This window comes from Bradyrhizobium tropiciagri (genome assembly GCF_001189845.1).
Lineage (GTDB): Bacteria > Pseudomonadota > Alphaproteobacteria > Rhizobiales > Xanthobacteraceae > Bradyrhizobium > Bradyrhizobium tropiciagri.
This window is the reverse complement of the sequence record NZ_LFLZ01000012.1, coordinates 50,685-65,538: the sequence shown is the minus strand read 5'-3', so window position 1 is coordinate 65,538 and position 14,854 is coordinate 50,685. Positions and strand designations below refer to the sequence as shown.

Below are 14,854 nucleotides of genomic sequence, written 5' to 3'. Positions count from 1 at the left end.
GCCAGCTGCGGCTGGCTTACGACCGGCGCAGACGGCGCAATGACGGGCGCGGCGGCGACCGGCGGGACAGCCGGCGGCCGCGGCGCAACGATCTTCGGCTTCGGCGGCACGCGGCGCGGATCGGGGCCGGGCGCCGGCAAGTTGGCGGAAGGCGCTCCCGCCGAATTCGAGTTGGACCCATCAGCGCCGGCGCGGCGGGAGGCGGAAGGGCCGCCGGGGTCGGCGGCGGCGCGGGCTCGCCGCGTTCGATCGCATCGAGCCGCCTGGTCTCCCGGTCGATCGCGCGCACCGCGAGCCACGACGACAACGCCGCAATGTCGATGCTGCGCGACAATCCGTCGGGCGTGCCCACGGCGAGCAGCTGGATTTCAGGGTGGCTGTTTGCGGTGCCGACCTGCGTCGATGCCAGCGCGGCGCGGATGTCGGCCTGGTCGGCCGGAATGTCGTAGCCGCCGGAAAGGATGACGTTGGCACCATCAGCCGCGAGCGTGGTGGCGCCGACCCGGATGCGGCCGTCGCGGATGTTGAAGGGAATCTGCGCCGAGGCGACCGACAGCGGACCTGCCGCCAGCGCCGGTTCGACGATCTGCCTCAACCGCGTATCGTCGGTCGCCTGACCGGAATCGCTGGCGCGGATCGCGACGTCGAACGCACGCGGATCGAGGCCTGGAAGGTTCAGCCCATCGAGCGTCACGGCGCCGCTGCCGGACAACGCGCCGATCAGCGCCGAAGCGCTGCGGCCCTGCGTCAACAACGTCATCTGCATTGCGGCACGCCCCTTGGGCATCGCGAGACTGCGATAGCGCAAGGCCGAAGCGTCGACGCCCGAGAACTGCACATTTGCATTCAAGGCGAGTCCATTGACGCCCTGTCGCGCATCGATCGAAGCGCTCGCCTCGCCGCCGCCGATCTTGCCCTTGATGCCGTCGAAGGTCAGGGACTGCCCGTCCGACCTGATGGTGCCGCTGACCGGCTGCAGCTCGGCGCCGCCCGGCAGCAGACCGTGCAGCGCTTCGAACGTGACCCTGCCGCGCCAGGCGCTCGTCAGCCCCTGGCCGAGCGGCTCCGTCGCATCGTGCCCGGCTGCGCCGATCGCAGCAACGAAGATCGGCGCGAGCGAGATCTGATCGAGGCCGACTTCACCATCGACGCTTTTCTGATCGCCGAGCGTCAGCGCCAGTCGGCCGCGCAGCCGCGAACCCGCGACGATGCTGTCGAGATCGTCGAAGGTCAGTTTGTCGCCCGCGAGCGTTAGCTTCGATGACAGGCGGATGTTCGCTACCGGATCGGATGATTTCAGATTGAGCAGCGGACTGATGTCGGCGCTGCGGACACGGAGGCTGACGCTCGATTTGCTCTCGCCGGCGCGTCCTTGGTCCACGGTTCGGCAGTTCCTTCCGCATCCGCGTCGAGCCCCGCGCCCCAGAGCCGGGCCTTGAGCCGCAACGGCGCGCCCCACGCGCCGCTCGCCGTGCCTTCGAATTGCGTCGCGCCCGCGCCGGCTGCGACCGCATGGTCGAGCCCAAGCAGCGCCAGCAGCGCATTGCCCTCGCTGGCCGAGAATTTCGCCTCGGCTGTCGCGTCGCTGCGGCGAAGCGCGTCGAGATCCAGCGCGCGGATCGCGGCGACCGTCGGCGTCGCCGAGATCACCGTATTGCCCTTGAGCTGCCGCGTGTCGAGATCGAGCGTCGCGCGCGCGCTGACGCGATCCGCGGCCTTGCCCTTGCCGAGGTCGAGTGCGAGCTTGGCGCGGACCGGACCGCCATCAGCACGAAGCACGCCGAGCCGCGCGGCAAGCGCCGGCGCAAAGGGCTGAACGACAGCCGTAAGCCGGCCAAGCGACGCGGCGGTCGCGTCGACCGCGAGCTTGCCGGTGGAATTGGCGCGGTCGAAATTGCCGCTGCCGTCCAGCGTGACGTTGTCGGGCTGACCGATCTTCACGCGCTCGAGCACGATGCTCTTCGGGCTGTAGGCGATCTTCGCCAGCAGCGGCCGCAATTCCTGCCCGGAGGAGATTGCGCGACCGACGTCGAGCGACAGCTGCGCCTCGTCAGGCCATTCGGCTTGCGGACCAGCCAGTGAGCGGATGAAGGCCGCGGTCGCATCGAGATCGAGCCGCTCCGCCTTCAACTGTGCCTCGACCTTCGATCCGCTGGTCGCCTCGCGATGCGCGACCGCGATGCGGCCCTCGAGCGCGCCGCCCTCGATCTCCGCCTTCATGGCGTCGATCGAAAAGCCTGATGGCGACACCGTGACGTCGCCGCGCAAGCGGAGCGGCTTCTGGCTGCGATAGGCGATGTCGCCCCGCCCCTGCAGCCAGGTCATCAGCGTATCGGGATCGGACGATTCGATGTTGAGCGCGGTCTTGAAGCTGTTCGCGACCCCGGCTTGCGCGCTGGCGCCGCTCATCGAGACCCGCGTCGATCCCGGCGCGCGAAACTCCAGCCGGCGTACGGTCCATGATTTCGCATCCGATTGCAGCTCGGCCGAGATGTCCTGCAACGGGCGGCCGCCGAGCATGACCTGCTCGGACGTGAGCTCGACCTGCGCCGGTATCGGGCTTTGCGGAAGACCCGACAACACCGCACGCATGGCCGGCAGTACGCGCACCGGCTCGACATTGCCGTTGCCACTGTCCTTGCCGCTATCCTTGGCGGCGAACCTGTCGCCATCGAGCTGCCGCGCCGCGAGCGAGGCGCGCAGCAGCGGCGACGTGCCGAATCGCAGATCGCCATTGCCTGCGAGCTTCAGCGCGCGGTCCTCGGCGCCATAGCTCACCTCGACCTGGTCGAGACGTGCCGCCGAATAGTCCGACTTGACCTTGGCGGCGATCCGCCAGGGCGGCATGTCGCTGCCGCCCCGCTGGCCCGGCGTGCCCGCCAGCGTCACGGTGCCCTCGAACCGCGGCGCGCGGGCTTCGAAGGTCAGGATGCCGTCGAGGTCGGCGGACACCGGCCGCTGACCGGGATCGATGTTGAAGTGCAGGCGGGTGCCGCTGCCATCAGCGCTTTGCCCCGAGGAGATCCGAAACGGGTAGCGGTTGCCGTCGAACATGAAATTGCCGTCGCCGCGGATCGCGCCGGCCAGCGAGCGGACATCGCCGCTGAAGGCAATGTCGTTCAGCTCGAGCGTGCTGCGGCTCGCGGCATCGTGCAGCGCGACGCGGCCGGTCAGATTGAGACGGTCGATCGCCAGCGACGCCAGATTGAAGGTCCCGCTCGAGGGCGACCAGTCGATCCGCCCCTTCGGGTCGAGCCCGAGATCGAGCGACAGGCCATTGATGGTGAGCTCGTTCGCGCGCACTTCGCCGCGCATCAGGGAGCTCAGGCTGAACTCGACGTCGAGATTGGCGGCCCGGACCTTGCCCACGTCGTTGGCGCCGCCGACGGTGACGATTTTCAACCGCAGCGAGGGCGCGGGAAGCAGACGCGCGTCGAGATTGCCGGCGACGCGAACCGGCGCGCCGATGATCTTGGACGCCTCCGCCTCGAACTGCGGCCTGAACTGGTTCCAGTCTACGAAATACGGACCGACCAGCGCAGCGACCAGTGCCAGAATGAAGGCGATTGCCAGGCCGAGCAGCGTCGTCTGCACGGTGTCTCCCTTTGAGCCCGCTCCGCGGCAGCCTCCTTATGCTGAACCCTTTGCCAACCCTTGGCCGGAGCAACCCAAATATAGAGACAAGTATGGCGAAGTCACAGCGGCTTTACCGCTGCGACGTCGGATGGAATGTGGATTTCCGTTCAAGCGTGCGTGCGCTCCGGCCGTCGCGGCAGGAACGCTGCCCTGCCGCTGATCCGGAACGTCACCAGCTCGCCGGGAGCCGCTTCAGCCCGCGCAGCACGAAGGTCGGCCGCCACTCCGGATTTTCCGCGTCATCGAGCCGCAGGTCGGGGATCCGGCGCAGCAGCGTCGAGATCGCGATCTCGGCCTCGATCCGAGCCAGCTGGGCGCCGAGGCAGAAATGGATGCCGCCGCCGAACGACAGCGGCTTCACGTTCGGCCGCTGGATGTCGAGCTTTTCGGGATGGTCGGGATAGACCGCCTCGTCGTGATTGGCCGAGCCCAGCAGGCACAGCACGCTCTCGCCCTTCGGGATGCGCTTGCCGCCGAGATCCTCGATGTCTTCCAGCGCGACGCGGCCGGTCAGCTGGACCGAGGAATCGTAGCGCAGGAACTCCTCGATCGCGTTGGTGATCAGGCCCGGATTGGCCTTCAGCAGCGCGAGTTGGTCCGGGTTGCGGAACAGCGCGAGCAGGCCGTTGCCGATCAGGTTGACGGTCGTCTCGTGGCCGGCGCCGAACAGCAGGATGATGTTGGCGGTCAGTTCCTCGTTGGTCAGCTTCTGGCCGTTCTCCTCGGCCTGCACCAGCTGGGTGGTGAGGTCGTCACCGGGCTGCTTGCGGCGCAGCTCGAACAGCTGGTGGAAGTACATCGCCGCCATCGCGTTGCCGGCGTTGCCCTGCTTGATCTCCTCCGCCGAGAGCGGCACCGGCTCGAGCAGGCGTCCGCCGTCGCGCGAGCCGTTGTAGAAGGCCTCGCGATGCTCCTCCGGGATGCCGAGCATGTCGCAGATGATCGTCACCGGCAGGCGGAACGCGAAGTCCTCGATCAGGTCCATCTTCCCCTGCGGAATGATGCGATCGAGCGTCTCGTCGACGACGTGCTGGATGCGCGGACGCATGTCCTCGACCCGGCGCGCGGTGAACGCTTTCACGACGAGGCCGCGCAGCCTTGTATGATCCGGCGGATCCTGCTGCAGCATCCAGTGGCTCATGCTGCGGATCACCGGCTCGTCCATGATCTTGGGGCCGTAGCGACGGATCGAGCGCTCGACGTAATCCTTGCCGAACCGCTTGTCGCGCAGCACGAGGCTGGCCTCTGCGTGGCGGCTGGCGACGAAGGCGCCATGCGCGTTGACATGCATCGGATCGAGCCGGCGCAGCCGCTCATAATACGGATAGGGATTGCGAATGAATTCGGGTGCCAGTGGATTGAAAAGCGGATCGCCGCTGGCCGGCTGAACTTGCTCGTTCATGGTGACCTCGTTCGCTCGCGGCCCCGGTGCCTGCACCTTGGCGCGCCTTGGTGTCATCCTCAAGACCGCATCAACACGGGTGCGGTCGTTCTGGTTTTGTCGAGTGCAACTGGATACACTCTTGTATCGAGTTGCATTCTGCCCTAAAATGAGCCGATGTCAAGGGTTCGAACCAGACCGACACGGGACGACACCTGCGAGAAGCTGTTCGAGGCAGCGGCGCGGGTGTTCGAGGAACAGGGAATCGGCGGCGCCAGCATCGAGGCGATCGCGGCCGCGGCGGGCTTCACCCGCGGCGCCTTCTATTCGAACTTCAAGAGCAAGGACGAGCTGATCTTCGCGATGCTCGAGGATCACGTCGAGCAATCGATCCGGCGCAATCTCGATTTGCTCGCCAAGCACAGCGACCTCGCCGACTTCCTGGAGGCACTGCGCACCGTGGATCGCAGCCGGCAGGATCCGCTCGGGCGCTCGCCCCTGCTGCATATGGAGATGATCCTGTTCGTGGCGCGCGCCGAGAAGCGCCGGCCCGAACTCGCCAAGCGGCTGCGCGCGCGGCGCAAGCTGATCGCCGACATCGTCGAGACCGCGCAGAAGAACAGCGGCAGGAACGCCAGACTCAATCCGGACTGGACCGGCGCGATCGTGCTGGCGCTGGAAGATGGCTTCCGCCTGCACCGCCTGATCGATCCGGAGACCACGCCCGCCGACAGTTGCCTGCGCGCGATCACCGACCTGCAGCGGGCGATCGGCGTTTCATCCGCCTGAAGCGTCAGGCCGCGCTCGCGACCTTGTGCATTTGCCCGGCGACGGCACGGACCTTGCGGGGCGAAGCCTGCCAGATCGCCAGCGCCGACAGCAGGCTGACGGCGATGCCGAGCAGGAACGCGCTGGTATAGCTGCCCGAGAGATCATAGAGCTGTCCCGTGATCCACGGGCCGGCGGCCCCGCCGGCGAGCGCGGCCAGCATCACGGTGCCGAAAATGCTGCCGTAATGCTTGCCCTGGAAGATCTCGAGCACCACCGGTCCCATCACCGATGTCAGGCCATAGCCGAGCGCGCCCTGCGTGAAGACCATGAGATAGATCAGCGCCATGCTCGGCCAGTATTTCAGCGCGGCGAGCGCGGCAAAGCAGATCACGAAGCCGAAGCACGAGATCGCCCACACCCATTCGCGGCCGATGCGATCGGACAAATGCCCGAGCCAGATCTGGCCGGGAATGCCGAGCAGGCTGACGACGCCGAGCGCCCAGACGCCGACGTTGGAGCTGAAGCCGATGTCGAGCAGGAATTTGGTCTGGTGCACCTGCACCGCGTACCAGATGTACAGGCCGCAGAAATAACCGATCGCGATCCACCAGAACCGCGCGGTGCGCAGCGCGCGCGGCAGCGTCCAGTCGGTGCCGGCCCACCCCGGATCGACGATGTTCGATGCCGGCCTGGCCGACGTCGCCGACGGCGCGGCATCGCCGTCCGGCTGCAGGCCGATGTCTTCCGGCCGCTTGCGCAGCAACAGGTTGATCGGCGCGAGCACGACCAGCACCACGATCCCCATCGCGGTGCAGGCGGTGCGCCAGCCGGTGTGCTCGATCATGTGCTGCACCCACGGCAGCAACGTCACCGAGCCGATGCCGACGCCGGCGAAGGCGAGTCCGATCGCCAGCCCGCGGCGGCGGATGAACCAGTTCGGCACGAACAGCGATTGCCCGGAATAGCCGAGGCAGACGCTGCCTGAACCGACCAGCACGCCGATGGTGAGATAGAGATGCCAGGGCTGCGTGGTCAACGGCGCCAGCAGCAGGCCCGAGGCCATCAGCAGCACGCCAAGCTCCATCACCGCGCGCGGCCCGCGGCGGTCCATCAGCCGGCCGATCAGCGGGCTCGCGATCGCGGAAGCGACAAAGCCGAACGAGAATGCGCCCGCGGTGATGCCGCGCTCCCAGCCGAACTCGGAGATGATCGGCGGATAGAACAGCGAGAATGCCGTCCGCGCGTTGACGCCGATCGCCATGGTGACGAAGGTCACCGCGACGATGATCCAGCCGTAGAAGAAGGGAAGCCGCATGGGGGATCTTCGCTGCGAGGGTCAGAGTGCGAATGCTTGTTTCAGCCCGCGTCCGTCGACGGTCAAGCCCCATGGACCGACACGGCGGCTTCAAGGGCGGGTATTCCGCCGAACCGCGTCAATTCGCTCAGTCAACGATCCAAATTGTGTGAAGCAATTCATAGACAGTCAGGCCTGATGCGGCAGAACTTGCGCGCGATGTCGAACACCTTCGCCATGTCAACTGACCTTCTGCTGTCTGCCGGAATTCCGAGCCCCCGCGATCGAACGACGGGCGGCGCCGGGTACGACGATGACGATCACTCCAGCGGTAACGCCGCGCTCCAGAGCTGGTCCGCATCATATCCAGCCGTCGGGAGGAAACGCGATTGCGTATCCGCGAACGCCCTCTCAAAGGTTGCAAATCTCATACTGTACTCGCCCGCTCGGTTGGCACACCCTGCATACCCTGCCGGATGAAGCTTCCTTTATGATCTTGATGACGATATTCTTTTCGCATTGACGTCCTTTTCTTGTGCCGGATTTTCGTCGCGTATCAGTAAAATTTGCAGAAGTATCAATAATATGATGACCCCATCGGTCCCGGAAGTTCGCCGACGTCTCGCGGCAATCCTTGCGGCAGACGTGGTCGGATATACGCGCCTGATGGAGGCGCATGAGGAAAACACCCATACCCGGCTGATGCAATTGCGCTCGGAAATTCTCACCCCGGGCGTCACGGCGCAGAACGGAAGGATCGTCAAGAATACCGGCGACGGCTTCCTTGCAACATTCGATACCGCGCGCGACGCAACGCGATGCGCTCTCTCGCTGCAGGAAGCTCTGGCCGTTAATACGGCCGGAATGCCGGCTGACGAACGCATCAGCTTTCGCATCGGGCTGAATGCCGCGGATATCATCGTTGAAGAAGATGATGTCTATGGCGAGGGTGTGAACATCGCGGCACGCCTTCAGAACTATGCGCAGGCGGGCGGCGTCGTGATATCGGGCGCCGTTGCAGAGCAAATCGGCCAGGACCTCGACGTCAGCGTGGTCGATCTCGGCGATCTGCATCTTCGCAACATGGGTCGGCCCGTCCGCGTCTATGCGCTCCACCGTTCCATGCAGCCCGCGAAGCTTGTTGGCGAAGCCCCGGTAGGCAGGGAACCTCGCCCCTCGATTGCCGTGCTGCCGTTCCGAATGAACCTCGCTACTCCAGAAGAGGGCTATTTCGCCGACGGCGTTGTTGACGACATCATCCGCGGCCTTGCCGGGCTCAAGGAGCTTTTTGTCGTATCGCGCGGGTCCAGCCTCGGCTTCAGCGGCCGCAACGTCGACGTGCGCGAGATCGGGCGTCGGCTCGGGGTTCGTTATGTCCTCTATGGCGGCATTCAGAGGACGATGACCTCGGTCCGTATCGTGACCGAGCTCAGCGACGCCGAGTCGGGCGAAGTCATTCGTTCGGATTTGCACGAAGGCGACCTTCGCGAACTGTTTGCGCTTCAGGATCGGATCGCCATCAACGTCGTAAGACAAATCGCGCCGCAGGTTCGCGAGCGTGAGCTGATGAGATCAATGCGCAAGCATCCGCAGAATCTGACTGCGTACGATCTCGTGCTGCAGGCGCTCGATTTGCTGTACCGGATGGACTACGACTCGTTTTCCAGGGCGCGGGGCCTGCTCGAGCAAGCCATTTCGTACGACCCCAATTTTGCGTTGGCCTATTCCTACGTCGCGCTGTGGTACGTGTTCCGGATCGGGGAAATCGGATCGCCGGATCCCGAGGGTGACGTCATCGCCGGTGCCAGATATGCCAAGGAGGCGATCGATCGGGGCGGTGACGACGCATTCGCGCTTGCGGTGTATGGTCACGTCCAATCATTTCTGCTGCATGACTTTCAAAGTGCCAGGATAGCCCTCGACCGCGCGATCGCCGCCGGCCCGAGCTCAGCGATGGCCTGGACCATGGCGAGCGCGACATCCGGCTTTCTCGGTGACGGCCCTGCCGCCCTGCGTCAGGGCGAACAGGGCGTCCGGCTCTCGCCGCTTGACGCACGCTCGTTCTGGCACGAGGGATTGTTCGGCCAGGCTCACTACGTGAACGGCGACTATGAGCAGGCATTGGAGTGGGTGCGCGGCGCCCTGAACCGCAACGGACTTATTCGCTTCAACCACCGCCTGCTCATCGTCACGCTTGGCGCCCTGGGCCGCCGTGAAGAAGCTGCGGAGGCGGCGCGCCGCTACCTCGACATTCAACCCGGATTCCGCATTTCGTCCTACGCGCCGCACTGTCCGTTTCGCGGCGATGCGTTGGACACCTGGCTCGGCCACCTGCGATCGGCGGGGCTTCCTGATTGATTGGTACTGCTGACGAGGCTGCCGAAAGAGGGAGAGACGTCAATGACAGGCAACACAGGTAACACGGGCAACACAGGAAATACGGGAAACACCGGCAATACGGGAAACACCGGCAACCTCGGAGGGGGTGGCTGGTTTATTTCAGACCGCGTTGATCTGCCGTTCGTCACGCGGCTTGACCCCTCCGGCACCAACGAGCTCGGCACATTGCGCCGGACGCCGCCGGCGCATTTCGGCAGCCGACAATGGTCTGCAAACTGGTACGCGTGGCGCGTCTTGCATCAGTTCATCGCCAACGTCCCCGGCTGGGCAGCGACCATCGACGCTGACGCCACCCTCACGCAGATTCGGACCGACCTGGTCACTGACTACGCCACCCAGATCGACAACCTTGTGCTCGCCGCGCGGGATGAGCGGCCGGATGCCATGGGATTGATCCTCTCGCAGGATGTCGAATTCTTCACGGATTTTCTGGCCGTGCTGACCGCCAGGCCCGGCTCGCACACGCAAACCTGGCGCTTGTTGAACATCGCGAGTCTGATTGGGTCCTTTGCGGCGTTGTATTTCAAGGACAAGTATGATTTGCCGCGGCCGTCGCAGATTTGCCCTGCCTTGCTGCCGCCGATCCAGGTCCCCGGCCACTCGTCCTGGCCGAGCGGGCATTCCACCCAGGCGCATTTCATGAAGAACTGCATGCTCAGGGTGTTCGCCGCGGCGGCGATGTCCGCAGCCGACCAGGCCGTATTGCAATCCGACCTGTCGATTCTGGCGGATTCGATCGCCCGAAACCGCGAGATTGCAGGTGTGCACTATCCGAAGGATTCGGAAGGCGGCGCCAGAATTGCCGATTTGCTGGACACCGCCATTCTGACACCGAACACCGTGCCGATGTTTGACAGCGCAATCGCGGCTGCCGCAGGCGAATGGCAATGAGCACCCGGGATGGGCGGAGCCCCACATACGACCCCGAGACCCTGAAGAAGGTCATCGCGGATTCGACGACCAGCGTTCTTCCCCCCACTGGATTTCGCGCCCTGGTCGCCTCGCAGGACGAGTTGAGGGCGCTCGGCTTTCCGAGACGCCCCGACCCGGTTCTTCAGCCGGCCGAGTATGCATTCTGGCAGAAGATGTTTAGTCCGACGGTGGCGTTCGAGGCGTTCGATTTCCAGGTGCTTTCCCCGGTCACCGCGGGCCTGCGCCGATCGTTCGATCAATCGCCGCGGCGCGAAAGCAGCCTCAATTGGTCCGGCGCCTACATCACACCGAGGGATGGCACTATCTTCTCGTCGCTCTGGGGAAAGTTTCAGGTGCCGACGCCAACTCAGCCTGCGAACGGCCGCGCCAGCGAAATATATCACAGCTCGGCGTGGATCGGCTTTGACGGACAACGTCGGTACTACCGATCGACGCTGCCGCAAATCGGCACCGCGCAGAACATCGACCCTGGTATGGGTGCGGGCAGTCCGACGACGTCGTTCTTTGCGTGGTGGCAATGGTGGGTCAGGGGCGACCCGGCCCAGGCACATCCCATCACGCTTGTGTCACCGAAGATTCATGCCGGCGATCTGATCATGTGCCTCATGCAGGTCGCGCCGGATCGCACCGGCGTGTCGTTCGTGATCACGAACCTGACGACCAGTCGCTCCGTGCAGTTCTTTCAAACTGCTCCCCTGACCCGCCTGGGGCAACCCTTCAAGATTCCCGGGGCAACGGCGGAATGGGTGATGGAGAGGTCGGCCCTCCCCGGTAATCCAACCCCGCTGCAGCTCCCGGACTACGGTACGGTGGTCTTCCACGATTGCGGCGCGTCAGCCATCAACACGGATACCGGCGCGATGGTGGAGCGAAATCTCTCCGGCGCGAAGCTCATCGACATGTACGTCGTGAAAGAGAACCCGGAAAGGACCGAGAAGCCGTCCATTGCGAGGCCGATCGATTCGACGGAGTTCCTCACCTACTTCCGCTAGCAAGCGTTCGATCGACCGCTGGCCACAGTGGCACCCGGCTCGGAAGAAACTGGAACGATCGCATTACGCGAGCGCGTGGCTTTCATGGCCGAAATAGGCGCGCTCGAGCCGGTGTGCGAGGTCGCTCTCGCAGGTCGCAGCCTCCAAAGCGATCGCGCCTTGCACCAGCGCGTAGACGCGATCGGCGCAGGCCAGCGCCTTCTCGAGCAACTGCTCGACCAGCAGCACGGAGGTGCCCTGCGCACGCAGCCGGCCGATGACGTTGAGGACGCGATCGACCAGCACCGGCGACAGCCCCGCGGACGGCTCGTCGAGCATCAACAGCCGCGGGCGGCGGACCAGGCCCTGGGCCACCGTCAGCATCTGCTGCTGCCCGCCCGACAGCGCGCCACCGCGCTCATGCCGTTTCTCGGCGATCTCGGGAAAGAACGACAATGCCTCCTCGACCCGCACGGCGCGTTCCCCGCGTGGCAGGTCGTAGCCTGCTAGCAGCAAATTGTCGGTCACGGAGATCTGCGTGAACACGCGATGTCCCTCGATCACGTGCACGAGCCCGGCCTGCGCGGCATCACGCGGCGTGGCGTTGGTCATGTCGCGGCCGCCGAACCGGACCTGCCCGGCAGTGACGGGCAACAGGCCCGACATCGCGCGCAGCAGCGTGGTCTTGCCGGCACCGTTGGGGCCGAGCAGCGCGACGACCTCGCCGGCGGCGATCGTCATGTCGATGCCGTGCAGCACGCGGATCTTGCCGTAGCCGGATTCCAGTGCGCGCACGTCAAGCAGAGGTTCAGCCGCCGAGGTAAGCACTGACGACCTCCTTGTGGACGCGGATCTCCGCCGGCGTTCCCGCCGCCAGCGTGCGGCCGAGATTGAGCACGGTAACCTGGTGGCAGATGTCGAAGATCAGATCGGCATGATGCTCGACCAGCAGCACGCCGGTGCCGCGGCCGCAGACCGCCTTGATCAGGCTGGCGAGCCGCTCGATCTCGTCGTTGGAGAGACCCGCCGCGGGTTCGTCGAGCAGCAGGAAATCCGGATCGAGCATCAGCGCGCGTGCGATCTCGATGAAGCGCAGCTCGCTGTGCTGCAGGCGATCGGCGCGCACCTCGGCGAGCGCCTCGAGGCCGACGACGCCGAGCAGCGCGCGGGCCTTCGCGGCCAGCATACGCTCGTCGGCACCGTTACGCCGCAGCGCCAGCATCGCCTCGACGAAATTCGCCCTGCCCTCGATCGAGCCGCCGATCATGACGTTCTCCAGCACCGAGGCTTCGCCGATCACCCGCGGGGTCTGGAAGGTGCGCGCGATGCCGCAAGCGGCGCGCTTGACGGGCTGGCCCGCGGGCAAGACTTCGTCGCCGAGCGTCATGGTGCCGGCCTTGGCGGCGTAATAGCCCGAGATCACGTTGAGCGTGGTGGTCTTGCCGCTGCCGTTCGGGCCGATCAGCCCATGGATCTGTCCCGGAGCGACATCGAGGTCGAGGCCGTCGATCGCCTTCACATTGCCGAAGCTCAGCGCGATGCCGCGCAGCTGGAGCGGCTTGCCGCCATCGCGCCGGCGCACGATGTCGGCGAGCGCCGCCGGGCGCGGCACGATGGCGCGGTTGCTGGCGAGCGGACGGCGGTTGCGGAAATCGAGCAGCGCCGCGATGCCGCCCGGCATCACCAGCACGATCACGAGCAGCAGCACCGCGTAGAGGAAGGTCGACCAAGACGCCAGCGGCGCCGCGATCTCGGGCAGGATGGTCAGGATGATGGTGCCGAGCATCGGCCCGAGGATCGAGCCGCGGCCGCCGATCAGGATCGCGATGAAGAACAGCACCGAGAGATCGAAGGTGAACGCATCGGGCGTGATGTAGGTCTGCAGGGTTGCGAACAACCCGCCGGCGATCGCCGCCAGCGCGCCGGCAAACAAAAAGATCGCGACCAGCATGTTCGGCTTGGAGATGCCGCTGGCTTCGGCGGCGACCTCGGCGTCGCGCACCGCGATCAAAGCGCGGCCGAAGCGGCTGCGCGCGACGTTGGCGCTCATCCAGGTGGTGAACGCGGCAAACGCGATGCAGAGGGCGTAGAAGCCCCAGGGCGTGTTGAATGGGGCCGGGAATTCCGGGCCGGCAATGCCGATGCCGCCGCCGGTCACGCTCTGCCAGGCCAGCGCGATCTGCGTCACGATGGTCGCAAAGCCCAAGGTCGACATTGCGAAATAGAAAGTGCGCAGGCGCAAGGCCGGCAGGCCGACGATCACACCGAAGATCGCACCGATCAGGCCGGCGATCGGCAGAGCGGCAAACACCGGGATGGCCGGCATCACATTGCCGGCGACCAGCACGCTGGTCGTGTAGGCGCCGAGCGTCAGCAGCGCGACATAGCCGATCGCGAGATGGCCGGCAAAGCCGACCACGAGATTGAGGCCGGACACCAGCACCCAGTAAATCGCCATCCGGGTGCCGATCAGCACCCAGTAATCATTGCTGACGAAGGGCAGCAGCACGGCCAGCACGAGGATGCCGAGGAACGGCAGGATGTGCGGCAGCGCGGCGCGCCATGCGCCCCTATCGGTTCGGGGTGGAGCGGCGGCGACCGAGCTCATCACACCCTCCGCGCGGTCGAGGCACCGAACAACCCTTGCGGCGCGGCGAGCAGCACCACGATGAACAGCGTGAACACGGCGACCGAGGAGAAGATGCCGCCGACCAGGAAGTTCGCCGCCTGCTGGAACAGGCCGAGTGCCAGCCCGCCGATGATCGCGCCTCTGTTGTTGCCGAGTCCGCCCAACGCCACCGGCACGAAGCCGTAGAAATTGAGCAGCGCGCCATTGGCGAAGAACGCCAGCAGTAGCTGCCCGCCGGAAAATCCGGCGATGCCGCCGACCATTCCTGCCAGCGCGTAGCTCGCGACGCGCAGATTGCGCTCCGGCAGGCCGAGCGCCCGTGCCGCGAAATTGTCCTCCGCGATGGCGAGGAACGCGCGGCCGACCAGCGTGCGGCGGTAGAGATATTCGAGGCCGATGATGGTGACGGCGCAGGCAACGACCGGCAGCCAGAACTTTTCATCCAGCACGCCCTCGCCGAATCCTGCGACGCGCGGGAACGGCTGCGGCTCGGTGCCCCATTTGATCGCCGTGACCTGCTGGATCATCAGCGCGACCGCCAGGGTCGAGAGCACGTAGAGATGCTGGTCGAGGCTTTTGAGCACCGGCCGCACCGCGACGAATTCGGTGACGATCCCGATCACCGCGCAGCACAGCAGCGTCAATACGAAGCCGACGGGAATCGGCAAGCCGAGCTTCAGCGTGAACATCGAGCCGAACACGCCGCCCAGCATCGCAAGCTGGCCGGCGGTGAAGCTCATCACCCGCGAGGTCGAGAACATCGTGTTGTAGGTGACGCCGACCAGCGCGTAGATCGCGCCCGCCGCGAGACCGGATGCAAGGATCGAGGCCAGCATCGG

11 protein-coding genes are annotated in these 14,854 nt (G+C 65.7%); 4 read left to right on the top strand and 7 right to left on the bottom strand.

The window, feature by feature from the left end:
- Nucleotides 1-16 precede the first annotated feature (16 nt).
- From AKN84_RS50355 to AKN84_RS12615, 3 genes are all read right to left on the bottom strand, one after another.
- Nucleotides 17-1,381, bottom strand: a complete 1,365-nt coding sequence (locus tag AKN84_RS50355) for an AsmA family protein (protein ID WP_347337327.1) — start codon at nucleotides 1,379-1,381, stop codon at nucleotides 17-19.
- Nucleotides 1,297-3,594, bottom strand: a complete 2,298-nt coding sequence (locus AKN84_RS50350) for an AsmA family protein (protein WP_347337326.1) — start codon at nucleotides 3,592-3,594, stop codon at nucleotides 1,297-1,299. Before AKN84_RS50350 ends, AKN84_RS50355 begins: the two co-directional genes overlap by 85 nt.
- Before the next feature lie 211 nt (nucleotides 3,595-3,805).
- Nucleotides 3,806-5,038 (bottom strand): cytochrome P450, encoded by a 1,233-nt coding sequence (locus AKN84_RS12615; protein ID WP_050421122.1) that lies wholly within the window; start codon nucleotides 5,036-5,038, stop codon nucleotides 3,806-3,808.
- A 156-nt stretch (nucleotides 5,039-5,194) separates the two neighbouring features.
- Here AKN84_RS12615 and AKN84_RS12610 point away from each other — a divergent pair, with 156 nt between their 5' ends.
- Nucleotides 5,195-5,806 (top strand): TetR/AcrR family transcriptional regulator, encoded by a 612-nt coding sequence (locus tag AKN84_RS12610; protein ID WP_050421033.1) that lies wholly within the window; start codon nucleotides 5,195-5,197, stop codon nucleotides 5,804-5,806.
- A gap of 4 nt (nucleotides 5,807-5,810) precedes the next feature.
- Here AKN84_RS12610 and AKN84_RS12605 read toward each other — a convergent pair whose 3' ends face one another.
- A complete protein-coding gene (locus tag AKN84_RS12605) occupies nucleotides 5,811-7,103 on the bottom strand; it encodes an MFS transporter (RefSeq protein WP_050421032.1) in 1,293 nt (430 codons plus the stop codon).
- Nucleotides 7,104-7,667: 564 nt separating this feature from the next.
- On the opposite strand from AKN84_RS12605, the gene AKN84_RS12600 reads away from it, so the two are divergent.
- The 3 genes from AKN84_RS12600 to AKN84_RS12590 are packed head-to-tail and all read left to right on the top strand — an operon-like array spanning nucleotide 7,668 to nucleotide 11,407.
- A complete protein-coding gene (locus tag AKN84_RS12600; RefSeq protein WP_128970714.1) occupies nucleotides 7,668-9,440 on the top strand; it encodes an adenylate/guanylate cyclase domain-containing protein in 1,773 nt (590 codons plus the stop codon).
- Between the two features lie 42 nt (nucleotides 9,441-9,482).
- Nucleotides 9,483-10,373: a phosphatase PAP2 family protein gene (locus AKN84_RS12595; protein ID WP_128970713.1), complete on the top strand. Its 891-nt coding sequence runs from the start codon at nucleotides 9,483-9,485 to the stop codon at nucleotides 10,371-10,373.
- On the top strand, nucleotides 10,370-11,407 hold the full coding sequence (locus AKN84_RS12590) for an A4/G1 family peptidase (RefSeq protein WP_050421029.1): 1,038 nt from the start codon (nucleotides 10,370-10,372) through the stop codon (nucleotides 11,405-11,407). The genes AKN84_RS12595 and AKN84_RS12590 overlap by 4 nt, the downstream gene beginning before the upstream one ends.
- A 63-nt stretch (nucleotides 11,408-11,470) precedes the next feature.
- On the opposite strand, the gene AKN84_RS12585 is transcribed toward AKN84_RS12590, so the two are convergent.
- From AKN84_RS12585 to AKN84_RS12575, 3 genes are read right to left on the bottom strand one after another with little or no spacing between them, the layout of a single operon-like run.
- Nucleotides 11,471-12,214: an ABC transporter ATP-binding protein gene (locus AKN84_RS12585; protein WP_050421028.1), complete on the bottom strand. Its 744-nt coding sequence runs from the start codon at nucleotides 12,212-12,214 to the stop codon at nucleotides 11,471-11,473.
- A complete protein-coding gene (locus AKN84_RS12580) occupies nucleotides 12,195-13,994 on the bottom strand; it encodes a branched-chain amino acid ABC transporter ATP-binding protein/permease (protein WP_050421027.1) in 1,800 nt (599 codons plus the stop codon). Before AKN84_RS12580 ends, AKN84_RS12585 begins: the two co-directional genes overlap by 20 nt.
- Nucleotides 13,994-14,851, bottom strand: a complete 858-nt coding sequence (locus AKN84_RS12575) for a branched-chain amino acid ABC transporter permease (RefSeq protein ID WP_050421026.1) — start codon at nucleotides 14,849-14,851, stop codon at nucleotides 13,994-13,996. The genes AKN84_RS12580 and AKN84_RS12575 overlap by 1 nt, the downstream gene beginning before the upstream one ends.
- Nucleotides 14,852-14,854 lie beyond the last annotated feature (3 nt).